Source organism: Beggiatoa alba B18LD, assembly GCF_000245015.1.
GTDB classification, from domain to species: Bacteria; Pseudomonadota; Gammaproteobacteria; order Beggiatoales; family Beggiatoaceae; genus Beggiatoa; species Beggiatoa alba.
This window is the reverse complement of record NZ_JH600070.1, coordinates 3,783,943-3,809,860: the sequence shown is the minus strand read 5'-3', so window position 1 is coordinate 3,809,860 and position 25,918 is coordinate 3,783,943. Positions and strand designations below refer to the sequence as shown.

The following is a 25,918-nucleotide window of genomic DNA, read 5'->3' as shown; positions in this document are numbered from 1 at the left end:
ACGTCTTTCAAGCCATTTCTGGCAAGAAAGCGGTGGTTTATTGACAAATTTATACGGCAACGCGCTTGGCTTCGCTATTTAATGCTAATGCGTCTGCCAAGAATTCTTGCAGTTGTTGACGGTGTAAATATAAGTAACCCACAGCTGGTGAAGCTGAAGAAGGACGACCTGCGTATTCAATCCGTCCGCCTTCAAATTCTTGTAGATTAACATCCATGTGTGCCCGCATAAACCACCACGCGCCTTGGTTTCTGGGTTCTTCTTGTACCCAAACACGGCTTTTTGCATTGGGGTAACGGGCAACAATTTCGGCAATTTCTTTTTTAGGATGTGGATAGAGTTGTTCTAAACGAATAATCGCAATGTCTTTGATATTGTGTTCTGTACGGGCTTCAAGTAAGTCGTAATAGACTTTACCGCTACAGAAGAGTAAACGCCGCACTTTTTCTGGCGCGATACTCTTATCAGCTTCATCTAACACGGGTTGGAAGCTACCATCGGTAAATTCTTCCATGCTAGAAACGGCGAGTTTATGCCGTAACAAGCTCTTAGGACTCATTATAATCAGTGGCTTACGATAGGGACGTATGGCTTGACGACGGAGTAAGTGGAAATTTTGCGCGGGTGTGCTAGGAACGCAGACTTGAATATTGTCTTCTGCACACAGTTGTAAGTAGCGTTCTAAACGGGCGGAGGAGTGTTCGGGTCCTTGTCCGTCGTAGCCGTGAGGTAACAGCATGGTTAAACCGCACAGACGTTGCCATTTAGATTCGGAAGAGCTGATGAATTGGTCGATAACAACTTGTGCACCATTCGCAAAGTCTCCAAATTGGGCTTCCCAAATAACTAAGGTTTCTGGGTCTGAAGAGCTGTAACCAAATTCAAATCCTAAAACGGCTTCTTCAGATAATAAGGAGTTGATAACAAGGAAATTCGCTTGTTTTTCTGAAAGGTTACGCAGTGGTAAATAGGATTCGCCTGTATCGCGTTCATGTAAGACAACATGACGGTGCGCAAATGTACCGCGCCCGCAGTCTTGACCTGATAGACGCACAGGATGTCCTTCTTCTACTAAAGCCGCATAGGCCAAAACTTCAGCAGCACCCCAATCGAAAGGTAATTCACCCACGCCCATTTTACGGCGAGCATCAACGATTTTTTCTACACTGCGATTGAGCTTGAAGCCTTCAGGGATGGTGTTAGCTCGTCGCATTAAATCTTGCAGTAACTCTTTGCTAATGCTGGTTTTTGCAACTTCATCCCATTTTGTTCCTAAATAGGGTTTCCAGTTGACAGAGAATTGGAAATCTAAACTAACAGGGCGGGAAACGACTTCTTTAGTCTTTAAGTCAGCACGATATTGTTGTAACAACATTTCGCCTTCTTCTACACCGATTAAGCCTTCTTTAATCAATTGTTGTGCGTACAGGCTTTGTACTTTGGTGTGTTTGCTAATTTTTTGGTACATCACGGGTTGTGTTGCGGCGGGTTCATCCGCTTCATTATGACCATGACGACGATAGCAAACCATGTCGATAACGACATCTTTCTTGAACACTAAGCGAAAATCTAAGGCTAGGCGGGTGACAAAGACGACTGCTTCTGGGTCATCCCCATTAACGTGGAAAATGGGGGTTTGCACCATTTTGGCAACATCGGTGCAATACATGGTAGAACGAGCTTCAAAGGGGTCGCTAGTGGTAAAACCAATTTGGTTGTTAATAACGATGTGTACTGTGCCACCCGTGCCATAACCTCTGGTTTCGGCAAGGTTTAGCGTTTCCATGACAACGCCTTGACCTGCAAAAGCGGCATCCCCATGAATTAAAATGGGTAATACTTGATTGCGTTCTTTATCGCCACGACGTTCTTGACGGGCACGCACAGAGCCTTCAACCACAGGGTTAATAATTTCTAAATGTGAAGGATTGAAAGCTAGGGCTAAGTGAACATAGCCACCAGGGGTCATGACTTCAGAGGAGAAACCTTGATGATATTTGACATCACCAGAGCCTTGATGGTTTTCCTTAATTTTTCCTTCAAACTCAGAAAATAAGTCTTTAGGACGTTTCCCCATGATGTTGATTAAAACGTTTAAACGTCCACGGTGCGCCATTCCGAGCACAATTTCTTTCATGCCATTTGCGCCAGCATGTTGAATTAACTCGTCTAACATAGGAATTAAACTTTCCCCGCCTTCTAAGGAGAAACGTTTTTGTCCCACATATTGGGTGTGCATGTAGTCCTCAATGCCTTGTGCAGCAGTGAGTTTATCTAAAATGCGTTTTTTCTCTTCGCTGACATAAGAAGGAGTTGCCAAAGTACCTTCTAAGCGTTCTTGTAACCAACGTTTTTGTTTCGTATCGGTGATGTGCATGTATTCAGCACCGATAGAACGACAATAAGTTTTTTGTAATAACGCAATAATTTCTTTTAAGGTTGCGCGATTTTTACCATACAATGAACCTGTATCAAATACGGTGTTCATATCAGCGTCGGTTAACCCATAAAACGCAGGGGTTAAATCCTCTAACGGCTCAATAGCATTGAGCTTCAAGGGGTCTATATCCGCTAATTGATGCCCACGAAAACGATAGGCATTGATTAAGCGCAAAACAGCCGCTTGTTTGTGGGCAAAACCAAATAAAGATTCTTGATCACAACCTGCCCCAGAACTACGACTCGGTTTATAGTCATAATAACGAGCTTGAATAGGTGCGTGTGGAACTTCTGGTTTACTGAGCTTTTCTTCTTGTTGTAATTTTTCAAAATAAGCACGCCATTCTCCACTCACTTGAGTCGGATCGGCGAGATAATTTTCATATAATTCATCAACAAAGGCTGCGTTAAATAATAGAGTTTGGGGGTTGGGTGTGGACATTTCTCTCAAATGCTCCCTCTAAGCAAGTGGCTGACCGAAAGGCTTGTATGCAACTATAACGATATTTTATCATAAACTGTGAATGATCATTATACATTCTCTAGCAGAGAAACCATTTTTAAGAGTATCATATCGCCTTGATAGATCATCTTGACTTAAAGTATTCATCCGCTGGCCGTGGCATAATGTAGCTGATATCTTTGAAGTGCAAACAAAAAGAATTCAAGTCTGCTTTATACATTCGCTCGATTTTTCATCCATTCAACATCAACATTAAAGGAAGTTCGCCATGAAAAAACCCGTCCGTGTCGCAGTGACTGGTGGCGCAGGTCAAATTTCTTATTCATTAGTGTTCTCAATTGCTTCTGGTCAATTGTTAGGACCTGATCAACCCATCATTCTGCAACTGTTAGAAATGCCTGTTGCAATGGAAGCCTTAAAAGGGGTTGCAATGGAATTAGATGATTGCGCATTCCCCTTGTTGCATGACATTGTGACAACCGATGATGTGAAAACAGCGTTTACCGATATTGAATACGCCTTATTAGTCGGCGCAAAACCGCGCGGACCTGGCATGGAAAGAAACGATCTCTTACGTGACAACGGCAAAATCTTTACCACACAAGGTAAAGCATTAAACGATTATGCTAATCGCAATGTAAAAGTCCTCGTCGTTGGTAACCCTGCCAATACTAATGCTTACATTGCTATGCGCTCCGCGCCTGATTTAAATCCCAAAAACTTCACCGCAATGACTCGTCTTGATCATAACCGTGCGTTGAGCCAGTTATCGGCTAAAACAGGCACAAAAGTGACCGACATCAAGAAAATGGTCATTTGGGGCAACCACTCATCTACGCAATATCCAGATATCACCAACACGACCGTTGCTGGTAAAGCCGCTAAATCTTTAGTGGATCAAAACTGGATTGTGAACGATTTCATTCCCACTGTACAACAACGCGGTGCCGCTATTATTAAAGCACGTGGTAAATCCAGTGCGGCTTCTGCTGCGAATGCGGCAGTTGACCATATTCGTGATTGGGCATTAGGTAGCAACGGCGAATGGGTTAGCATGGCTGTTCCTAGTGATGGAAGCTATGGAATTCCTGAAGGTTTAATCTATTCCTTCCCTATTACCACTGCAAATGGCGAATACAGCATTGTTCAAGGATTAGAAATTGACGAGTTCAGTCGTGATCGTATGATTAAAACGCAAAATGAATTAGAAGAAGAGCGTTCAGCTATCGCAGATTTACTTGGTTAATGTTATACTGCTCGCGGTCTTAGGGAATACTACCTACATCATAACTAGGTTAAGTATTTCACCGCGGGCTTTTTTTATATAAAAACAAGTAGTTTGATGATAGTGCATTACCTATCAGGCGATATATTTCCTAAACAATAAAAAACAGCATTAGGAAATTTAATTCACTAAATCTTATCTAGGATAAAGTGTTATGAAAAACCAGCACAAAAAAAGAGGTCTGCTGGGTGTTTCGCCAAACCACTGATTGAGGAGATTCAGGGACGGTAAGGATGTTAGGCTGGATGCCTATTACATACTAAATAAGCTGTGGAAGTTGAGTGCAGTGCCCTTCAATACTAATCTAACTTGCTAATGGTTCTGTTATTTAAGGGGATTTGTTAGCGGTTAGTTAGTGTTAAAATAAAAAAGGGCGTGACTGAGAGCCACGCCAAACCACCAAAGGAGGATGGAGGAGTCGGTTTTTAACTGTCTCTTTCTTTTTTTATTATATTTATTATAAGAACAACAGCATTACTATAAAATCTTAAAAAGGGGCGTGACTGAGAGCCACGCCAAACCACCAAAGGAGGATGGAGGAGTCTTTTACTACCGCCAACGAGTCACCACTTCGTGTAACTTGCTTGGCATTGTATTCTGTTTAATTCTTCACTTGCTGGATATACTAGCACAGTATTTTGTGCGGTGCAACATTTGAATAAAAATATAGTGTGTTTTTACTAAAAAGTCAAGACAAACCACGCCATTGTTGCTAAAAAACACGACCTAATCGGTATAAACACAACACTTGTTTTTCTAGTGCGTAGAATATAGCAATTACCCACCCTTTTGCAATAGTCCCTTTAAATTCAAAGCATTGATATTTTTTAATGCGTGGGTATAAAATTTCTCAACCCATTCTTAAGCCACTATGTTCGTTCAATTCGTGGAACTCGTGGGCTTATATGACACAGTAATTCGTAGGCAATAGTACCCGATAAGATTGCAATTTCTTCAACAGGTAAGTTTCTCCCCCACAAAACAACAGTATCACCAATTTTTGCATTGGGTTGTGAGCGTAAATCAACGGCTAACATATCCATAGACACACGACCAATGAGAGGCACACGACGACCATTGACTAAAATGGGTGTGCCAGAAGGCGCATGTCGTGGATAACCATCCGCATAACCTGCTGCAACAACGCCTACAGGCATTGCTTGTGGACAACGCCATGTCGCACCATAACCAATGGGTTCACCTTTACGATATTGTTTTACGCTAATCAGTGCAGACTGAAACTGCATAACAGACTGTAACCCCTCATCTTTTGCGACTGTATTTGAAAAGGGAGAAACACCATACAGCATAATTCCAGGTCTTACCCATTGATAGTGGGCTGCTGACCATGCCAAAACGCCAGCTGAATTTGCTAATGAACTCTCAACCTGAATTTTTTTTCTTAGTTCATCAAAAATACGGATTTGCTCCATATTAATTTTACTATCGCGCTCATCCGCACTACTAAAGTGACTCATTAAAGAAATAGGCTTTAACAAAACATCACATTGATTAAGCCGTTTCCATGCCAACTCGACCTCGTCAGGTAAAAAACCTAAACGATGCATACCTGTATCCACTTTTAGCCATACTTTAATCGGTAGTTTCGCCGCTAATAAGCTATCTACTTGTCCCTGCGTATGTACAGCAATTTCAATCTTTTGTGTAGCAATTGTGGTCAGTTCATCTGCACTAAAGAAACCTTCTAATAATAAAATAGGTGCATCTATGCCTGCTTGACGCAAAATTAAGGCTTCCTCTAATGAGCAAACAGCAAACATTTCTACTAAACCTGTTAATGCTGTAGCAACCCTGACAGCCCCATGTCCATAAGCATCCGCTTTAATAACGGCAATAATTTTTTGTTTGGGTGCTAACTCCCGAATCCTTTGCACATTGGCACGCAAAGCGGATAAATAAATAATGGCTTGCGTTGGGCGTGTCATACTCAATGTTCTCCGTGGTAATAATCCATAGGGGAAAAGTTTTCGAAGCGGGTTAAATGACCTAAAAAAGTTAAGCGTACAGTTCCTATAGGACCATTACGTTGTTTCGCAACAATAATTTCTGCTGTTCCTTTATCTTCGCTATCTTGGTTATAGACTTCATCTCGATAAATAAAAATAATTAAATCTGCATCTTGTTCAATAGAACCTGATTCGCGTAAATCGGACATCACGGGACGTTTATTTGGTCGTTGTTCTAAACTCCGATTTAATTGAGAAAGCGCAATGACAGGAACATGTAACTCTTTTGCAAGGGCTTTTAAACCACGAGAAATTTCAGACACTTCAGTTGCACGATTTTCACGACTATCAGGAACTTGCATTAATTGCAGATAATCAATCACAATTAATCCTAACTGTCCGTGTTCACTGGCTAAACGCCGCGCCCGTGCCCGTAATTCGGTTGGATTTAAAGCGGGGGTATCATCGATAAATAGGGGAGATTCTGATAATAAACTGATTGCAGAGGTTATATTAGTCCAATCATGATCTTCTAATTTTCCTGTGCGCACATTTTGTTGATTAATTCGTGCTAAGGACGAAATTAAACGCATTGCCAACTGTTCGCAGGGCATTTCCATACTAAAAACGGCAACAGGATGTTTTGCTTGAATCGCAACATATTCCGCAATATTCATGGCAAAACTGGTTTTCCCCATTGAGGGGCGACCAGCAACAATAATTAAATCAGAACGTTGCAAGCCACTGGTTTGTTCATCAAAATCTTTAAAACCTGTTGGTACGCCTGTTATCGAATTACCTGATTGATAAAGAATATCTATTTGATCTAAGGTTTTAGTTAATATCTCTTTAATCTCACGAAATCCACCACCACTACGCGCTCCTTTTTCCGCAATTTCAAATACTAATTTTTCTGCATTTTCTAATAATTCTGTTGGTTTATGCCCTTCATATTGAAAAGCACTATCCATAATTCGTGAACCGACATGAATTAATTCACGTAAAATTGATTTTTCCCGCACAATATCGGCATAAGCGGTAATATTTGCTGCACTTGGTGTACTATCAGCAAGCATCCCCAAATATGCAATTCCACCTACATTTTCTAGTTTGTTTTGCTTAATTAACCATTCAGATAAGGTAATAACATCACAGGGCTGTCCCATTTCTGCAAGCATTTTAATGGCTTTAAAGATTAAGCGATGATCGGGACGGTAGAAATCATATTCTGACAAACGGTCAGCAATGGTGTACCACGCACTATTGTTGAAGAGCAAACTACCCAATACGGATTGCTCAGCCTCAATAGAATGGGGCGGTACTTTATGGAATGAAGTAGCTCCTCGTGAGGAAGAAACTAATTCTTGATCGGAATAAAGAGGTGGTTCCTGCATAAACAAACAAGGTAATCAGAAACCTAAAGGTTGGGGAGTATCTATCCTAACTTTAAGAAAATACTCTGTTTATAATAAAAAACTTGTCGATATTATAGGATAAAAAAGGGAAGCAAGCTTCCCTCTTTTAAGATGTTAGTCATCAGTCACAATTAGTTTTCAGAAACAACTTGTACTGTTAATGAGACGTTAACATCAGGATGTAAATGGACAGCAACTTCATGTTCGCCAACAAAACGGATAGGTCCTTCTTGTAAGCGAATTTCGTGACGGTCAACTGCAATACCAGCACTGGTTAATGCTTGAGCAATATCCCCAGCACTGACAGAACCGAATAATTTGCCTTCTACACCTACTTTACCAGAAATAACAACAGTCATTTCTTGGAGTTGTGCGGCGCGTTCTTGTGCACTGGCTAATTTATCTTGTTGCGTTTTCTCTAATTCAGCACGACGTGCTTCAAAGTTGGCAACATTTTCTTTGGTCGCTAAAACGGCTTTGCCATGAGGAATTAAAAAATTCCGTGCATAACCAGCTTTTACCTTAACCATTGTGCCTAAGCCACCTAAATTAGGGACTTTCTCCAGTAAAATGATTTCCATCGTGCTTCACCTTACTCGTGCGTATCAGTATAGGGTAATAACGCTATGTAACGGGCTAATTTAATGGCACGCGCTAATTGACGTTGATAACGGGCTTTAGTCCCAGTAATACGGCTAGGAACAATTTTTCCCGTTTCCGTGATATAACCCTTTAAAGTGTTGAGGTCTTTGTAATCAATTTCCACAACTTTTTCAGCGGTGAAGCGGCAATATTTCTTCCGACGGAAAAACCGTGAAGAACTTGCATTTCTTCTAGGAGATTTGGTCTTCTGAAACATCGTCATCGTAATCCTCATCCATATCTAAATCATCAGCGTCGTAATCATCATCGGATTTTAAGGGCTGTTCACGTTCATCTTTCGCTTTAAACAGCGGAGATGGTTCTGTTACAGCAGCTTTACGAGTGATGATGAGGTCACGAATAACGGCATCATTAAAGCGGAACGCGCTTTTTAATTCGCCTAATACATCTAGTCCGCATTCAATATTCATGAGGACGTAATGTGCTTTGTGTATTTTATTAATAGGGTACGCTAATTGACGACGACCCCAATCTTCCAGACGGTGAATTAAGCCACTTTTGCCTTCAATCATCGCGCGGTAACGCTCGATCATGGCGGGCACTTGTTCACTTTGGTCTGGATGCACTAAAAAAACAACTTCGTAATGCTTCATTCAGACTCCCTACGGATTATGCAGCTTTGTTGAAATTAACAAAGCAAGGAGAAAATAAAAAAGACTTACAGCTAAAAACTGTAAGCCGAGCATTCTAATTTGAATAGCATGGAATAGCAACAAAATTTTTATTTTTATATCCTACTATTTATAAAGCAGTTATCTGACTTGAAATCGCAAAATCTATTTAATTACAGGATTGCTTGCTTGAGTAATTGCCGCCAGCCTTGATAGAAGGACGACCCAATTAACCCGTTCGTTATAACCCAGTACATCGATTCTTGGTAAACCACCACCTTTTACAATGTAATAACCATTACTCGCGGTTTCTGCCCCCCACATCGTACAAATCCCATTTTGTAAACGGCAACCTAAGCCCAGCTTTTCATAAGAAAAATTTTCAAACATACTTAAAACGCCACGTGAGAGCGCATCAATAGCCCCGCCACCGCCTAAATTAGAAAGATTATTAACTGCTTTTTGGCTAATTTTTCTCGTCATGGTTTGCCCATCAGGTGTGCCCAGATAAGCATCAAATGTAACAGGTTGCCAATTGACAAGGTATAAATTACGCACATAGCCTGAAAGCAAGCCTTGAATGGACCCAAACTTTGTAATATCAGTCAAGGTTTTTAAATCAATTTTATCAACAACGATATCCGCTTTTAATACAGGTGCAGCACCGAATAAAGATTCTAACGTCAATCGCTGTGCAATAATTTTTCCATCAAAAATATTAAATTGTAACGCTCCGCCAATAGTAATAATTCCATTCTGATAACGAATAGAGGGAATTTCCCCGCCTAAATAACCATTAAGCGTCGTCAGTTGTAAAGCGGTTGTTAGTGCTTGCATAGAAATGGGCTGTAATTTCCCTTTTAACTCCCAATTCATTTTTTCGCCAAATCCGCCCACTAGATTAAAGTTATCTATACGAAAAGCCCCATCTAAAATGGGTAAGTTTAACGGTGCTAATAATTGAATTTTTTCATTGCCTAAATTGGCATAAAGCTGTGCTGCGCCTAACTGAATATGCGATAAAACATAAGCACTATCCCATTTTACATTGGTTGGTTTATCTGCTTGTTGACTATCCCATTCAAATGTACCCAATAGATGGCTAATGCCGAATTTCTTATTCGTATCATCAATACTAACGTTATTTAATCCGCCAATAATTTTAAATTTATCTTTGCTAATTAATAAATTAAGGGACAAATAACCATCAACTTCTAATTGAGATAAAGAACTCCCTTCAAAGCTGGGTTGAATATATGCAGAATAAATAGGCATCAATGCCACTGTGGGCAAACGGGCAGAAAGCGCATTAATATGAATTGTTTCTTTTAAATTAATATCGCCTGTGGCAATCACAGTACCAATATTTTCATGCTTATACTGTACTTGCTTTAAAATAAGTCGTGATGGAAACCATAGCATATCGCCCTCAATACTTAAGGGTTCTTTCTGAAAACTTAAATATAAGGGTTGAATATATAACTCACCTGTTTTTGCCTTTAATGTCGTCGCTATTTCTAGCCCCGATTCATTTTGCTGTTTCGCCTGACTGGGTTTTGCCGTTACTGTCCACTCTAAATTTAATTTTTCTCCTGCGGTTGAACCTGTCGCATTTGTAAGACCAAAGGCATTTAAAGTAGTTTTTAATGTTGCGTTTTGTATTTGTGTACCAATTCCTGCAATTTGCGCCGTTAAATTGGCAACCCCCATAAAACTTAAACCAAGTGGCAACTCAATCCACTGTTGTAGTCGTTTAGATAAATCTTCTAAATTCAGTATTTTGATATTTATATTTCCCTGCCAATTCTCTTTTTGATACAACAACTGCCCTGCCATAGATCCTGTCCCAATTGCTTGCGTGATAGCAATATCTACTTTTAACGGATTAGGTAAATAAGCAATAGATAAATTAGTTGGTGTCTCTAAAAAATGAGGAATGGTTAAACTGGTTTTTGTACAAGTAATTTGTTGTATTGAATATAATAATTGTGGACAAACAATGGATAATTCTTTTACAGGTTGCTTAAGTGTACTAGATTGAAATTGTTGCAATTGAGCATTAATTACTAATTTTTTCTCTGTAGTTAGTAAAACTGTCAGTATTGCCTGCTCTGCCTTCCAATTAGATGATTGAATATTATCAATTTTTAGCCTAACTGAACTAATGGCAAATCCTTGTATTCCCCAGAAACAGCCGATTAATACAAGCAATGCTTGAAAATGTGTTTTATACATAAATTTTGCCTACAGTATCATCAGATTTCATTCCACTTGTCCCTGTTGCTTAACCATTTGAAAGACAGCAGACAAGCGACGAGTTGTCGTTTTACTATCGAATTGCTGTAAAAACTCTAAATTAGTTTGTGGCGATAAATGACCCGCCTGCCACTGCTGATAATAATGGCTGAGACTTTCATAAAGTTGTTCTGAATCATGTGGTGGGATTAAATCTACCTGCAATGCATATTTTTGTAAAAAATCATAAGTATCCCCAAGTGGAATTTGCGCCACAATGGGTTTTCCTGTTGCAAGATAGTTAAAAACCTTGGTTGCAATGTGCGGATCAAGATGCGGCGGCGGGGGTAATTCACGTGTGAGAAATAAAAGGTCAGCCTGTTGTAAATAAGGTAACAATTCCTCTTTAGATAAACTCGGCACACAAACAACATGTTCATGGACATGATATTTTAACGCCTGCTCATTCAAAATATGGTTAGTGCTCCCAATCGATAGCAAACGCCAAGGGAAAGGACAACGTTGTAACACATTCAATAATTTATCAGGAGAGCGTTGTTTATCCCAAGTACCCATATAAAAAATGGTAAAGACTTTATTTGTAAGATAAGAATCTGTTTTAAAATTAAAAATAGTGTCATAGCTGTTAAAAACTAAAAAAACCTTCTCTTTTTCCATTTTTTGGCTGTAGTGAGTCCATGTACTCCATGAAGTCACAACAAGCGCGTCACAACTCTGCCAAATTCGTTGTTCTATCAAATCACGTTGTGTTGCTAAAACAGGATTTTCTTGTGTTGGTAACAACTTTTGTAAATCAATAATTAATTTGCAATGTGTTCGACGCTTTAGCCGATAGCCTAATAATAATATGCTGAAAGGGGGAGCAACAATATAGATGGTATCACAATGATATTCTGCTATTAACTCAATCGCTTTATGATATGCCATCTGTAACCAGTTAATATCGACATCGCCAAAAGCTTGCGCCTCTCGTGAAAATCCCCGTAGTGACAGGAAGTTTTTAAAGCGGTTGGGTAGTTTCCATTTTGTTGATGAGGTTGCATCAACCCGAAAAACAGGAAATTCAGCGTAACGTTCTGGGGGGTGAGGCGTTTTATTTTGGGCTGTCGCAGAAACAGCATTCGTTAGAATCACTGCATTTAAGCCATGATCACGAAAATGGCGTAAAAACTGTAATTGACGAAAGACACTCGCATGGAGTTGAGGGGCGAAATGATAAGTAATAACGAGTATTTTACTGCCGCGCATGAGTTAATCATCGTGAGTGAATGAAATAAATAGATACGCTTTGTGTTGATAGTATCTATCCCTTCATCGTTTAGCAAATTTTTGTATTTAATTAATATAGTCAATTAATTATAAATTTAAACAATCAATGTCATTTTTATATTCGGACACGATGACTTGCCGTTAAAAAATTACAATCGTCACAGTATTGCAACAGTGTGGTATAGAGGTTGAAAGATTGAATTATCTATAAAAAATTTAAATTTTACATAGAAAGCGTTAAAACAGGGTCTTTTTAAGTGACACTATTGCATTTACTAGGCATAAGCGTTGCTTTAGCCTGCGCTGTTAGCGTGAAAAATAACGTTTAACGACAAAAAGAGCAGGTCGTATTGCAGTTAATTACACTTATTTTAATGTTCATTTTCCTCTCTTCGTTGTTAGTAATAGGTAAGAGGGAGATAATTAATAAAAATATCTATTTATTACAATATAATAGCGGATAGATGTTTTTTTAGTGTTGGGCAAATTGGGTACGACCTGAATAATTAATACTCATTTTTTTTTGTGGTAATTTCTACAAAGCCTGCCATTTTGTGTGCTTTATAACAACAAAAAGAGCTTTGTTACTTTGGAGCTTTTAATGAAGAAAATAGGAATTGTGAGTGTCATAACACTATTCAGTTTATTGATCAGTCATTCAGCGTTTGCGGCAGAATCATTACCGAATGTGATGGGCATTCCCATTGATTTTATTTTATTCGGTTTAACTTTATTGGGTGTTGCGTTATTTCATCATCACACGCTGGCAGTTGGTTTAACAGGATTGGTCACGATTGCGCTGTATAAAATCACCTTCACAGGTTTTAAGCATGGTGAGGGTGTTACAGGCTTTATGAGTCATATTGGGCATGAATGGGTTACTTTAGTAAATTTATTCTGTTTATTAATGGGATTTGCATTATTATCACGTCATTTTGAAAAAACCCGTATTCCTGCTGTTTTACCACGTTTTTTACCGCATGATTGGAAAGGTGGTTTTTTACTACTTATCATCATTTTCGTGCTTTCTAGCTTCCTCGACAATATTGCTGCCGCCATGATTGGGGGGGCAATGGCGCATACTTTATTCCGCGCTAAAGTCCATGTTGGTTATTTAGCTGCGATTGTTGCCGCTTCTAATGCAGGTGGGGCGGGTAGTGTTGTTGGCGATACAACAACAACTATGATTTGGATTTCTGGTATTAGCCCTGTGGACGTTTTAGAAGCCTATGTCGGTGCTGGATTGACCTTATTTATTTTTGGTATTCCTGCGGCAATTCAACAACAGAATTATTCCCCTATCTTAAAACATCAACATCAAAAGATTCATTTAGATTGGACTCGTATTGGCATTGTGGCATTGATTCTAGTTTCTGCTATTTTAACGAACGTTATCGTTAATATGCAGTTTTCTGGAATTGCGGAAAGTTTTCCTTTTATTGGTGTTGCAGTTTGGGTTGCTATTTTCGTTTCTGTTCCCTTACGTCGTCCTGACTGGGAAATTTTACCTGAAACATTGATGGGGACAGTTTTCTTATTATCTTTAGTTTTATGTGCTTCTATGATGCCTGTGGAAACCTTACCCGCTGCATCCCCATTGAGTACCTTTGGTTTAGGGGCTGTTTCTGCGGTGTTTGATAATATCCCTTTAACAGCATTAGCCATTAAACAAAGTGGATATGATTGGGGCTTTTTAGCCTTTGCTGTTGGATTTGGTGGTTCTATGATGTGGTTTGGTTCTTCTGCGGGGGTGGCATTGTCTAATATGTACCCTGAAGCTAAATCTGTGGTGAATTGGTTACGTTATGGTTGGTATGTCATACTTGCTTATATCATTGGCTTTGTTGCGTTAAATTTAGTCGTTGGCTGGCATCCTCATGCACCCGTACATGCAGAAACAGCGGTAGTAACACATTAAACCCTTTTAAATTAGGGTGATAGAAAAATAAATCCACATTTCTGAATTATCAAGGAATGTGGATTTTTTATCATGAAAGGATTTTAAAATTTCTAACAACCTTGAATTCTGCGAGTTTCTGTTAAAAAGACAACAGCTTGTCTGGTCAACCCTTTTCGTGTGTTCCGACAGACCTACTAGGTTTTGAAAACCTAGTAGGTCTCTGTTTTAGTTTTTAAATCTCGCAAAACCAGAGTTAAGTAAAATACCTGTGTTATCTTCTTTAGGAAAGAAAACAACGAGAAAATGTGGCGTTATCTAGCTGTTTTAAAAGTATGATATGTTCTTTCAACAGCTTTTTGTGTTTTAATCTTCGCACCATTTCTGCATCTGTTGTTTCTCCTTCACAAGTATCCATCAACAGTCTTAACGCAATATCAATGGCTGATTCTCCAGCAAGTCCCGTTTTTTCTATCACAGCGTAGATTAAATTGTCATCAACAGTAAATTGCATAATAAACACCTTAAACGATTGATTAATTATCGTTATTTTATATTACTGTGCTAACATGACGATTTAATAACAAAATACTTAACATTCGATTATTTATTCATCAAAGCCTAAATTATTTTCTACATGTTGCAGTTTAGGCATATTAACTTTCTCAATTTTAACCACTTTTTCTGCCCGTAAATACTCTGCAACAATGTCCCAAATGGGTTTCCCTTCTGCTTGACTACCAACCGTTGCCCAACCCGCAACAGGGTAGCGTTTTTCCATGTCTAAAGCCGTACCATCATCTAAGGTTAAATTGCTAATCCGTTGGTTCATGCCTGCTGTAGGGTCGCAGACATAGTTTAGCCCACCCACTCGTACCATATCCCCCCCCTGTTGGCGATAAGGGTCTGGATTAAATAAGTTATCGCAGACATCTTCTAGGATTAATTTAATTTCTGAGCCAGTCATTTCACGGCGATAAGTTTCAGGATAGGTAATGCAGGTTTGATCTAAGACATTTTCCATGGTGATGGCTTGCCCAGATAAAATACTCGTTCCCCAACGGAATCCGGGGGAAAGTGCTATCTGTGCGTCATGTTGTTGGCGCAATGCATTACAAATTAATTGGTCAAATGTTCCATTAAAATTACCGCGTCGGTAAAGTAATGTGTCTGTTGTCGCTAATTTTTCAGTTAATTTATCCAAGTAAGGCGCGCGTGCTTGGTCAATATAGGCTTGCATGTCTTTATCAGCAGGTAATAAATTCGCAAAGACAGGTAATAAGCGATATTGATAGCCCTTCACTTTTCCATCACTGATTGCAAAATCAAGTACACCTAAAAATTTACCATTAGAACCCGCATTACAAACTAAGGTTGTTCCCTGCGTATTTTTAACTTCTACAGGTTTAGGCACGCCATCATGTGTATGCCCCCCCAGAATGACATCGATACCTGTTACTTGCGTTGCCATTTTTAAATCGACATCCATGCCATTATGTGAAATGACAACAACGAGCTCAGGCTTTTCTTTTGCCCGAATCTCATTAACAAGGCTTTGCATGGCTTTGTCTTGAATGCCAAATGTCCAATCGGGAATAAAACGGGCAGGGTTCGCAATCGGTGTGTAAGGGAAAGCTTGCCCAACAATCGCAACACGAATACCATTTAACGTTTTAATGGTATAAGGTTTAAAAGCATGTCCTGTTTGTTCATCATAAACAGGTTTACCTTCAAATAAATAGGCTTCTTCCCGCACAGTAATATTTTGCGCAACGAATTCCCCTTTAAAGGCTTGTAGATTTTTTAAAACCTCTTCCGCTAAATAGGTAAACTCCCAGTGTCCTGTCATGACATCCACGCCCAACAAGTTACAAGCCCCCACCATATCTTGCCCGCGTGTCCAGTAAGCAGTGCCTGAGCCTTGCCACGTATCACCACCATCTAATAACAAGGTTTTTTCTCGACCATAACCATCACGCAGTTGTTTGACTAACGAGGCTAAATGCGCAAACCCGCCAACCTTGCCATATTGTTGAGCAGCATCACTGAAATTAAGATAGGTAAAAGCATGTGCTTCAGGTGTATTTTCTGCAATGCCCGCTTGTTTTAACAAGGCTTTTCCAACTAAATGGGGGACTTGCCCCTGCATACTATCAAACCCTAAATTAATATGCGGTTCACGATAATATAAAGGCAATAATTGTGCGTGCGTATCAGTGATATGTAATAAACGAACTTGCCCAAAGTTAGGAACATCGTATAAATCACTAGCTTGTCGAGCAAAAATCTTTTGAGGAAGTAGCCCTGCCGCACTGGCAACGGCCATGATTTGCATGAACTGACGGCGATTAAGTAACATGAAAAACCCTCCAAGTTAAAGAATATTAGTATATCGCTAGATACTAACATTTTTTGTATCTACAAACTGCTATAACGATTATATGTAGATAGAGGGAATATAGTTAAAAGCCTATCTGAATGGAATAAAAAATTTTTTTTGCTTAAAAACGCATAAAAAATGAGAATAATAAAATAACTCCCTTGTCCTACCAAACAAGAGAATGTTTTACCAGCCTTTCACGTTTTTAATTAAATGGTCAAGTAATGGCGTGACTAATATAATGATAAGCATCAATAAAATTCCGCCCGTAACCCCTAAACTAACGCCTATTGCCATCATAGATTTCATCCGTAAATATTTTGCATTCAGCGTAATTTGTAAAGAAGTCAACTTTTCTTTTTCTAAACGTTGTTGTTCTTCTATTTGCGCCCGTGCTGTATCACGTTGCGAACGCAATAACTCCGTATCTTTCTGCGCTTGATGGCGAATAATTTCAATTTCCTGCTTTAAACGAAATTGCTCTGCCTCTGTTTTTTTCAACAATTCGGTCAACTGCTTCTGTAAATTATCATCCTTATGTTGACGTTCTGAAGCAATTCTATCAACCTCACTTTTTAAGCGGATCATCTCCATTTTAGCCTGAGACAATTGATCAATTTGATCGCGCGTTTTTTCTTGGCTTTGCTCAAGATAGGCAATACGCGCTTCAAATTCTATTTTTTCCGCTTCTGCACGTTTGAAGGTCTCAGAAGTGTCATCTGCAACAGCCTGTAATTTTACGATAGCACTTTGTAATGAACGAATTTGTAAAGCTAATCTTTCCGCTTCAGCGGATTTTCGAGAAGACGCTTCAGCTGAATCAGCCTCTTGAGCCTCATTCTTCAGTTGGTTATAACGCCTAATGAGCTTTTGGACTTCTGCTTTAGCCTGTACGATAGAAGACATTTTTTTACTCTCGATCAAAGATACAAAACAATGTTATTGTTGTTGCTAAACAGTCGCATCAGTAGCAAAGAACTTAGAAACCCGTTAAGCTAAAAATATCATTATGCATGATGCAATAACATTGTTGTAAAAATCTATTACGCCATGTTGATTTCTACTGTGACATGCGCAAACTCACTTCTGTGTGCTAATAACTGTTTGTAATATGACGGATTATGGGGGTTTTCAGCGATAATAGAAATGATGATTGCGGATTGATTGGCATTGATACGCCATACATGCAAATCCTGTACACGATGATGTTTTTCTGCTTCAATGGTAGAGATAACATCCGATAGAATATCAGTTTTTATCCCACTATCTAGTAAAATATCGCTAGTATCTCGTAATAAGCCATAAGACCATTTTAAAATAACAAGCATTCCGACAATGCCCATTAACGCATCAACCCAAATCCATCCGAAAAATTTACCCAGTAACAGGGCAATAATGGCTAAAACAGAGGTTAATGCGTCTGCAAGCACATGAAAATAAGCCGCTCGTAAATTATGATCATGGTGGTGTGTGGCATGATGATTGTGGTCATCATCGTGATCAGGCTCGTCATGATCATGTCCTTCATGTAACCAAACCGCACTGATTAAATTAACAATTAACCCAATCACAGCAACAAAGATGGCTTCATTAAACTGAATTTCTTGTGGAAAAAATAGGCGGTGCATGGATTCAAAGCCGATCATTAATGCGACAACAGCAAGAATTAATGCGCTAGTAAATCCCCCTAAAACCCCTACTTTTCCTGTTCCAAAACTATATTTAGGATCATTTTGATGAAATCGGGCATAACGATAAGCAAAGATAGTAATACCAATTGCAAGCGCGTGAGTGCCCATGTGCAAACCATCAGCCAGTAATGCCATAGAGCCATAGAAAAGACCTGCCGCGACTTCGATAACCATCATAAAAATAGTGAGTAAAGTGACGCGCTGGGTACTGAGTTCATTTTTTTGCTTATGTACATCAAATTGATGGACATATTGACAATAGTGTTTTGTAGTCATGAGTTATTAGCCAAAGCATTCGGATGAAATATCCTAGTTAATTTATCAAAGTTCTAGGTAAAATAAACCGTTTTATTGATTTAGCTTTATATTGCCACAATTAATAATGCAGGCAATAAAAGACAATAGTGCGCAAAACAAAAAATCAATTTTGCCCTTAGGTTTTTTGATTTTATTTCATAATGTTGGAGACTGCTGTATGGACGTTTTAGAGCGTATTAAACAACAAGTTGAGAGTAATCCTGTTGTTATTTATATGAAAGGGACTCCTGAATTGCCACAATGTGGCTTTTCTAGCCGTGCTGCACAGGCATTACACGCCTGTGGTGTTGATTTTGCCTATGTGAATGTCTTGGCAGATCCAGAAATTTTTCAAAATCTCCCCCGTTTTGCAAATTGGCCAACATTCCCCCAAATTTATGTTGATGGAGAACTCATTGGCGGTTGTGATATTACCCTTGAGTTGTATCAAAAAGGTGAATTAAAGCCAATGTTAGAACAAGCTATTGCAAAACAAAAAACGGCATAATGCTTGATATGGCATTAGCCAGAGTACTATGAGTGGGCAATATGTCAGTGATTACATATTGTCCATTTGTTTTCTAAGCAACTTTGATATCGCTAAAAATCATACTTTTATAAAATGCAACTTGTTAAAGTTAAAGAATACTTAAAAAAGAAAAAAGATGATTTCTATATCGTATTAATTTTATTAGCCTGTGTTATTACATATAGATACCAACCAACTCATCTGGAGCTTGTCCCTTTGGCTATTTTTATATTGTTTATCACGTTAATCACTTTTGCTATTGGCTTTCTCGTTTTGCAAGCGAAAGTTAAAAAGCAACTTAATCTAATTGTTAATAATAAAAAAAATGTGTTGAGGACTGCTGCTAAAGACGCGCTCACGAAAGGCTTAAAAACTTCAAATGATCAAAACCGTTTAAGTTACTACGAGTTGACATCTTTTGAAAAAGAATTTGAGGCGATTCTAAAAAAAGAAATCAATACGAAAGAATATGATTTTATGGGGCAATATATGTTTTATGCGTTTGTTTTTGGCATTGTTTTATTCTCGTCTATGCTAGTCTTATTTTTTAGCAATAAAGAATATTTATCTTTTTTTTCGTCATTAATTCAAAGTCTCTGTAGTTAAGATATGTTCTATAACATTCATTTACGGCAACACGCGATATGATGATGTAATAGATTAAAATGAGCATTTTCTATGCGACTGTAATAACTTGCTCAGTGGTTTTTTTATCTGAACACTTTAGTCTTTCACCCAATACGCTGACAAGTCACCCATTATGCCTGCTGTTATTCCTAATCATGATAATAAAACTGCTGTGAAAGATATTGAGCAAAAAAGATTATTAGAAATCTATCAAAATTCGCAACCGTTATTAGAGCAGGTTGCTGCCATTGTCACGCCTCAGGCTGAACAGATTGCAAGCGTTTTTTATTCAGAAATGTTGGCAATTTCTGGCGCACAACCTTTTTTAAATCATATGCTGGTTGATACACGCTTGCGTACATCGTTAGCTGAATGGGTAAAACAGCTTTTTACTCCCTCTAACGAGGAAGAAGTACAACAACATATTAAACGACAAAGAGAAGTTGGTAATATTCATGCACGTATCAATATTCCAATCTATTTAGTACATCATGGCATACGAGTTTTAAAGCGGGAATGTCGTCAGTTTATTATCGCCTCTTGTTTAGAACGCAATGAAATGGCAAACGCGCTCAGTCTAGTTGAAGAATTACTGGATTATTCTTCATTCCTCATTAATGAAAGTTATTTTAATGACATCATTGTGAATGAACGTAGTGCGCAAGCCTTGCGGATGAATACGATTAATCAAGGTTTAGCAATGGAATGTGAGCGTTTACGCTCCTTATTATTCGATTGGTTAAGACGTATTTTAACCAGTTTGTACCAAACGCCAGCCCCTAGTTTTCAACAATTACCCAGTATTTTTAGTTCTGATTTTGGCTTATGGGTGACGTATAAAGCGGAATTATTATTTATCGATCATCAGTATGAGATAGAGCATTTAAAATCTCAGCTTCTACAAATTAATGCATTAGTAAAAACATCGATTGATTTGCGTGATCGTAGCCTCATGGCAGAGTTAGGGGTTGTTATTAATCAATTAAATGATGCAGTTACCCATGCATCTTGGTTTTTATCATCTTTTATTAATCACGCTTTAGAAATGGAAAGTGGACGAGACCCACTGACGCATTTATTTAATCGACGCTATATCCCTACCATCATGCAACGGGCGATTAGAATCAGCGCGACACAAGGAACGCCCTTTTGTGTTCTGCTTGTTGATATTGATTTTTTTAAAAAGATTAATGATACATGGGGACACGATAATGGCGACACAATTTTGTCTCAAGTTGGTGAGTTATTTGTGACACATGTACGGGCGGGAGATTTTGTATTTCGTTATGGTGGCGAAGAGTTTTTAGTCTTGCTCAATGATGTGTCTTTAGACGTTGCACAACGGATTGCTGAAAAATTAAGAGCTTTGGTAGAGCAACATACTTTTTATCTCAATAAATCAATGCCTTTTAATATTACGATTAGCATTGGCATTGCTTTACATGAAGGACATCCTGATTATTCTGTGATTATTTCGCAGGCGGATAACGCGCTCTATCAAGCAAAGTCTAAAGGACGGAATCGAATAGAAGTTGCTGATAAATTGGTAGGTGATTCAACAAATTTGTAAAAGTATAAGCACTTGATGACTTATATTATTTTCCTTTCTTTTTTTCCTCTAATAACGCAGTTTCTAAAATACTGCATTCCATTGCTAAGTATTTTTCAACTAATTCGGCAGCCTCATTTAAGTTGTTTTGTTTGCTTAATGTTTCCAAGCGTTTACAAAAATTAACGAGGCTTACTGAACCAACGCTTGCCGCTCCACCTTTGAGTTTATGCACCGCTTGATAAAATAAATCTTTATCCAACATGACAATGGCTTCATACACTGCAGCTTGATAACGTGGAAATTCCGTTAAAAATAAATCTATTAACCAATTAATCCCTCGCTTTTGCATGTCAATACGCATTGTTTCTATAATATTTGCAGATAAAACATCCTCTTGTGTATTAATTGAGACTAAATGTGACGAGCTAGAAATTGTCTCATCTTCGATAAATTCATGCTCATGATGATCCAATAATTTATTAATTGCTAAAACGGAGGTTTCTTGGGTTAGTACATAAGTAAATCCGCAATATCGCATTAACATACGCTCTAAGTCATGAGAATTAATTGGTTTACTTAAATAATCATCCATCCCTGCCATAAAGCAACGTTCACGTGCGCCATTAATAGCATTAGCAGTAACTGCAATAATTGGCACATGTATCATATTATTTTTATGTTGTTTTTCTTGTCGTCGTATTTGTTCTGTCGCTTGATACCCATCCATTTTTGGCATTTGACAATCCATAAAAATCAAATCGTAACGATGCTGTGTTAATGCCTGTAATGCCTCCTCGCCGTTATTGACAACTGTCACTTGGCAGTTTAGTTGCAATAACATGTCTTTCATAACCTCTTGATTAATTAAATTATCCTCGGCTAATAAAATACACTTTTCACGAACAACGGGAGAAACAGCACCTATATTCATGATATCTACCTTGTTGAAAATAGACGAAAATAGATGTTGCAACAACTTCGACGGCATAACGGGTCTATGCAACACGTACTCATTAAGCACAGCAGCAGTGTGATAATCTTGCCCCTCAGGCATTAAAATAATGAGTGGTATATTACTAACCTGTGGATTAGCATGAATAATTTGTGATAACTGCATTCCATCCAAATAGGGTAAACGACTATCAATGAGTACAACGTCATATGTCTGACGTAATGCAACCGCGTCTAATAATTTATCTAAACATTCTGTAACGGTTGTCGCATAATCCACTTGTATGTGCCATAACTGCAATTGTTCATTAATCAATTGACGGTATAGCGGATTTAATTCAACAAGTAGTACATGTTTATTATGTAATTTTGCCCGTTGTTCTGCGCTACCTAAGGTTGTATTTACAATTTGGGTTTTTTGTAGAACAACATCAAACCATAGGGTACTTTGATCTTCTGTTTGTTGATAAAAACTAAATGTCCCTCCCATCACATCAATTAAATGGCGGGCAACCATAATACTTAAGTTATCAGTGTTATAGTGTGTTGTCGCATCCATGTTTGGCGTAGTGCTTAATAAATCTTCTAAAACAAAACTGTTAATCAATCCATGACTATTTAAGGTAATGTGCAATTTAACATTTTTTTCAGTTTCTTCTAATAAATCAACCTTTAAAAGGATACTACCTTGCTGTGTTGATTTGATGGCATAGCCTAATAAATTACTTACAATTTGTCGTAATTGGTCGATATCGCCTGAGAATAAATGTGTCGCCGCAAAACTAAATTGGCAGCCGAAAATTAAATCTTTTCGTTGAATTGCTAAAGCGGATTGTCCTAATAAATCTTCGATTACTGCATGAATGTCTATAGTAGAGAGTTCTTGACTGAGCTGTCCTGTTTCAATACGAGAAAACACTAATATGTCATTAAAAAAGTGCAATAGATTTTCGCTAGATTCTCTAATTGTTTCTACAGAGTAGCGTTGTTGGCGTGGTTCTATGGGCGATTTTAGTAATAACTCGGTTGTGCCGATAATATTGTTTAATGGCGTTCTAATTCCTTGATTAATAATATTAATGAATGTGCTCTTTGCGCGTTGTGAAGTTTCTAGCATCTCTCTGATTTGATATAACTCGCTTTCTAATTGTTTATAACGTGTTAAATCCTGCGCGAAGTAACAAATTAATGATTTTTGTGGGTCATCTTCCTGTTGACGTACAATAAAGCGGTTAATAAAAGCATGAACACTATGTCCTTGTTTATGAATTAACTCTCCTGTCCATTGTATATAAGGCAAATCACTATTTCCGCCTTGGCGAATGATGCGGGAGACAGATTGTCCTTGTAGCTCTTCTTTGCTGTAACCTGTGAGTTGACATAATGTTAGGTTGATATGGGAAATGATATTGTGTTCATTAGCAACGCAAAAACCGTCAGTGACATGTTGTAATAAAATATCTTGATATTTAATATGTTGTAGATAACGTTGTGCTTTGTGTAAGGATGGCGTGATATCACAGGCAATAATCAGTAATTCATTATCATTCAGTGGAATATAGTAAATATCATAATTTTGTTTAGATTGTTCTAAATTTAATTGTTTATACTGCAATCGTCTTGCAATTGCGCTTTGAATATCTTGTAAAAAAGTTGGCAGGGCTTCATAAGCCTTAAAAATAGAAGTGCCTTGTAACGGATTAGCTGTTGTGTGAAATGTGTCCAATTGTCCCGCTGAAAATTGGATGATTCCTTGTTGATTAATTTGCCAAATTACCAATGGAACATTATTAACAGCAACTTGTAAGATATTTAATTGTGTTTTCAACGATAAAATATAATTTTTTTCTTTTTGCTGAAAAAAAGTAATTATGCTCGTTAATATCAAGCTAAAGACTAAAAAAAGACTGAAAACAAATAAGTTATTTGTTGTATTCTTAGCATCTGTTAAGAATAGCAAAAGGGCTAAATAACTCGATAAAATCGTTGCGAGTATATAAGGCTTCATTAATAAATTATTTTTCATAAATAACAAATTATTATCTTTAAGTTGTTAGTCGATAACTTGAATATTTATTGCTTTGCAACAAAATTCTACACCCTAAACAATACATCATAAGATGAATTATGTTTCATGAATAGGAATTAGCATATGCAAGAAACGGACGAAGAGTTAGATGCATTATTAAATAAAATGTTACCAACATTTGAGGAGAAAATGCCTTTTAATAAACTATTAGGCATTCAAATTGTTTCTTTACATTTAAATGAAGTAAAAATTCGCTTTGATATGCGTGAAGAGTTGATTGGTAATTTTGTGCATAGAATTTTACATGGTGGCGTTATCGCGTCTGTGTTGGATGTTGCTGGTGGCATGATTGCTATTGCTAATTCGTTTCAACAACGCCGTGAACATTTGACCGAATCAGAGAGAATGCAGGGGATTGATAAAACAGGTACGATTGATATGCGTATCGATTATTTACGTCCTGGTCGTGGTGACTATTTTATTGCAACGGCAACTATTTTACGGAGTGGGCGTAAAGTCGCAGTGACACGGATGGAGTTGCATAACGATGAAAATTTATTAATTGCCGTAGGTACGGGTTGTTATTTGGTTGGTTAGAGATGAAAAAAGCCTTGCAATATTTCTATATTGGCAAGGCGTTATAGATAATTGTCACCGATTTATTGTTTTTCGCATTGGCGTGGATTCGTTAAGATTTCCAAACGGGTGTCCGTTTTTGTGTAAATGCGTCAATCCCTTCTTTTGCATCTTCATCCATGATATTGCAGACCATGACTTCAGCAGCATAATGGTATGCGTCTGTTAATGGCATTTCTAATTGTTTATAAAACATTTGTTTTCCCATACGAATGGCAGTCGTAGATTTTGCAACAATCGATTCAGCCAGTGCTTGAACATTGCTATTTAATTGTTCTGCTGTGACAACACGATTGATAAGACCGTAGTGTAGTGCTGTTTGTGCGTCAATAAATTCACCCGTCAATAAGAGTTCCATCGCTTGTTTGCGTGGTAAGTTGCGGCTTAAAGGGACGGCAGGGGTACTACAAAATAAGCCAACATTGATGCCAGACGTTGCAAATTTTGCCGTATCAACGCTCACCGCTAAATCGCAAGCGGCGACTAATTGGCAACCCGCCGCAGTTGCAATGCCTTGTACTTGTGCAATAACAGGTTGTGGTAATTGGTTAATGCTTAACATGACTTTGCCACATTGTTGGAATAATGAGTGACAAAAAGCTTCTTCATGTTGGCTACGAATTTCTTTTAAGTCGTGTCCTGCGCAAAATGCTTTTCCTTCAGCCGCAATAATAACGACTTTAACGTGTTTATCTTGTGCAATCGCATCGAGTGCTTGTTGTAAGGCACTGAGCATGGCTTGTGATAAAGCATTGTATTGCTTGGGACGATTAAGGGTTAGTGTAGTAATCCCTTGTTGTGTGTCTTCACGAAGTAAGTAGGGTTGTTGTTCTATCTCTAGCACAGCATTCATTTGTATTCTGCTCCTTTGTTGGTAAAAATTTGTATCAACAGGTTGTTGTATATTGTAATTGATGAAGTACATTAAGCAAAAAGGACTGAGCAACATGTTAAGGTTGTC

At 38.2% G+C, this 25,918-nt stretch carries 20 protein-coding genes; 6 read left to right on the top strand and 14 right to left on the bottom strand.

Annotation, left to right across the window (positions count from 1 at the left end; all coding sequences use genetic code 11):
- Positions 1–49 precede the first annotated feature (49 nt).
- Entirely contained in the window at positions 50–2,881 is a 2,832-nt protein-coding gene (locus tag BEGALDRAFT_RS15645) for a 2-oxoglutarate dehydrogenase E1 component (RefSeq protein ID WP_002691655.1), read from the bottom strand.
- Between the two features lie 289 nt (positions 2,882–3,170).
- On the opposite strand from BEGALDRAFT_RS15645, the gene BEGALDRAFT_RS15640 reads away from it, so the two are divergent.
- Entirely contained in the window at positions 3,171–4,148 is a 978-nt protein-coding gene (locus BEGALDRAFT_RS15640) for a malate dehydrogenase (RefSeq protein ID WP_002691654.1), read from the top strand.
- 908 nt (positions 4,149–5,056) lie between these two features.
- Here BEGALDRAFT_RS15640 and alr read toward each other — a convergent pair.
- The 7 genes from alr to BEGALDRAFT_RS15605 all read right to left on the bottom strand — a co-directional run bounded on the left by alr (position 5,057) and on the right by BEGALDRAFT_RS15605 (position 12,347).
- Positions 5,057–6,133: an alanine racemase gene (gene alr / locus BEGALDRAFT_RS15635; RefSeq protein WP_002691653.1), complete on the bottom strand. Its 1,077-nt coding sequence runs from the start codon at positions 6,131–6,133 to the stop codon at positions 5,057–5,059.
- Between the two features lie 2 nt (positions 6,134–6,135).
- Positions 6,136–7,548: a replicative DNA helicase gene (gene dnaB / locus BEGALDRAFT_RS15630; protein WP_002691651.1), complete on the bottom strand. Its 1,413-nt coding sequence runs from the start codon at positions 7,546–7,548 to the stop codon at positions 6,136–6,138.
- Between the two features lie 152 nt (positions 7,549–7,700).
- Positions 7,701–8,150: a 50S ribosomal protein L9 gene (gene rplI, locus BEGALDRAFT_RS15625; protein WP_002691649.1), complete on the bottom strand. Its 450-nt coding sequence runs from the start codon at positions 8,148–8,150 to the stop codon at positions 7,701–7,703.
- Positions 8,151–8,161: 11 nt separating this feature from the next.
- Complete coding sequence (gene rpsR, locus BEGALDRAFT_RS15620; RefSeq protein WP_050978454.1) at positions 8,162–8,428, bottom strand: 30S ribosomal protein S18; 267 nt, start codon at positions 8,426–8,428, stop codon at positions 8,162–8,164.
- Positions 8,403–8,825 (bottom strand): 30S ribosomal protein S6, encoded by a 423-nt coding sequence (gene rpsF / locus BEGALDRAFT_RS15615; RefSeq protein WP_002691646.1) that lies wholly within the window; start codon positions 8,823–8,825, stop codon positions 8,403–8,405. The genes rpsR and rpsF overlap by 26 nt, the downstream gene beginning before the upstream one ends.
- 183 nt (positions 8,826–9,008) lie before the next feature.
- The gene (locus tag BEGALDRAFT_RS15610; protein ID WP_002691644.1) at positions 9,009–11,078 is read right to left on the bottom strand and encodes a hypothetical protein; all 2,070 of its coding nucleotides are present in this window, start codon (positions 11,076–11,078) and stop codon (positions 9,009–9,011) included.
- A 27-nt stretch (positions 11,079–11,105) separates the two neighbouring features.
- On the bottom strand, positions 11,106–12,347 hold the full coding sequence (locus BEGALDRAFT_RS15605) for a glycosyltransferase family protein (RefSeq protein ID WP_002691642.1): 1,242 nt from the start codon (positions 12,345–12,347) through the stop codon (positions 11,106–11,108).
- A gap of 640 nt (positions 12,348–12,987) precedes the next feature.
- Here BEGALDRAFT_RS15605 and BEGALDRAFT_RS15600 point away from each other — a divergent pair.
- On the top strand, positions 12,988–14,286 hold the full coding sequence (locus BEGALDRAFT_RS15600) for a citrate transporter (RefSeq protein ID WP_198284654.1): 1,299 nt from the start codon (positions 12,988–12,990) through the stop codon (positions 14,284–14,286).
- 262 nt (positions 14,287–14,548) lie between these two features.
- Here the strand turns inward: BEGALDRAFT_RS15600 and BEGALDRAFT_RS15595 are convergent, their stop codons facing one another.
- The 4 genes from BEGALDRAFT_RS15595 to dmeF form a co-directional block, all read right to left on the bottom strand.
- Positions 14,549–14,779 carry a hypothetical protein gene (locus tag BEGALDRAFT_RS15595; protein ID WP_002691639.1) on the bottom strand — a complete coding sequence of 77 codons (231 nt, stop codon included), beginning with the start codon at positions 14,777–14,779 and terminating at the stop codon, positions 14,549–14,551.
- Positions 14,780–14,872: 93 nt separating this feature from the next.
- Complete coding sequence (soxB, locus tag BEGALDRAFT_RS15590; RefSeq protein WP_002691637.1) at positions 14,873–16,624, bottom strand: thiosulfohydrolase SoxB; 1,752 nt, start codon at positions 16,622–16,624, stop codon at positions 14,873–14,875.
- Between the two features lie 207 nt (positions 16,625–16,831).
- The gene (locus BEGALDRAFT_RS15585) at positions 16,832–17,551 is read right to left on the bottom strand and encodes a hypothetical protein (protein WP_002691635.1); all 720 of its coding nucleotides are present in this window, start codon (positions 17,549–17,551) and stop codon (positions 16,832–16,834) included.
- 137 nt (positions 17,552–17,688) lie between these two features.
- Positions 17,689–18,612, bottom strand: a complete 924-nt coding sequence (gene dmeF / locus BEGALDRAFT_RS15580; protein WP_002691634.1) for a CDF family Co(II)/Ni(II) efflux transporter DmeF — start codon at positions 18,610–18,612, stop codon at positions 17,689–17,691.
- Positions 18,613–18,811: 199 nt separating this feature from the next.
- Between dmeF and grxD the strand changes: the two genes are divergently transcribed.
- The 3 genes from grxD to BEGALDRAFT_RS15565 all read left to right on the top strand — a co-directional run bounded on the left by grxD (position 18,812) and on the right by BEGALDRAFT_RS15565 (position 21,359).
- Positions 18,812–19,141, top strand: coding sequence for a Grx4 family monothiol glutaredoxin (gene grxD / locus BEGALDRAFT_RS15575; protein ID WP_002691632.1), 330 nt, complete (start codon positions 18,812–18,814; stop codon positions 19,139–19,141).
- Between the two features lie 114 nt (positions 19,142–19,255).
- Positions 19,256–19,768, top strand: coding sequence for a hypothetical protein (locus BEGALDRAFT_RS15570; RefSeq protein ID WP_002691630.1), 513 nt, complete (start codon positions 19,256–19,258; stop codon positions 19,766–19,768).
- 154 nt (positions 19,769–19,922) lie between these two features.
- Positions 19,923–21,359 (top strand): diguanylate cyclase, encoded by a 1,437-nt coding sequence (locus BEGALDRAFT_RS15565; protein WP_002691628.1) that lies wholly within the window; start codon positions 19,923–19,925, stop codon positions 21,357–21,359.
- 25 nt (positions 21,360–21,384) lie between these two features.
- Here the strand turns inward: BEGALDRAFT_RS15565 and BEGALDRAFT_RS15560 are convergent, their stop codons facing one another.
- Positions 21,385–24,318 (bottom strand): response regulator, encoded by a 2,934-nt coding sequence (locus tag BEGALDRAFT_RS15560; RefSeq protein WP_002691627.1) that lies wholly within the window; start codon positions 24,316–24,318, stop codon positions 21,385–21,387.
- Positions 24,319–24,444: 126 nt separating this feature from the next.
- Between BEGALDRAFT_RS15560 and BEGALDRAFT_RS15555 the strand changes: the two genes are divergently transcribed.
- The gene (locus tag BEGALDRAFT_RS15555; protein ID WP_002691625.1) at positions 24,445–24,918 is read left to right on the top strand and encodes a thioesterase family protein; all 474 of its coding nucleotides are present in this window, start codon (positions 24,445–24,447) and stop codon (positions 24,916–24,918) included.
- Positions 24,919–25,009: 91 nt separating this feature from the next.
- On the opposite strand, the gene BEGALDRAFT_RS15550 is transcribed toward BEGALDRAFT_RS15555, so the two are convergent.
- Entirely contained in the window at positions 25,010–25,810 is an 801-nt protein-coding gene (locus tag BEGALDRAFT_RS15550; protein ID WP_002691623.1) for an enoyl-CoA hydratase, read from the bottom strand.
- Positions 25,811–25,918: the final 108 nt, after the last annotated feature.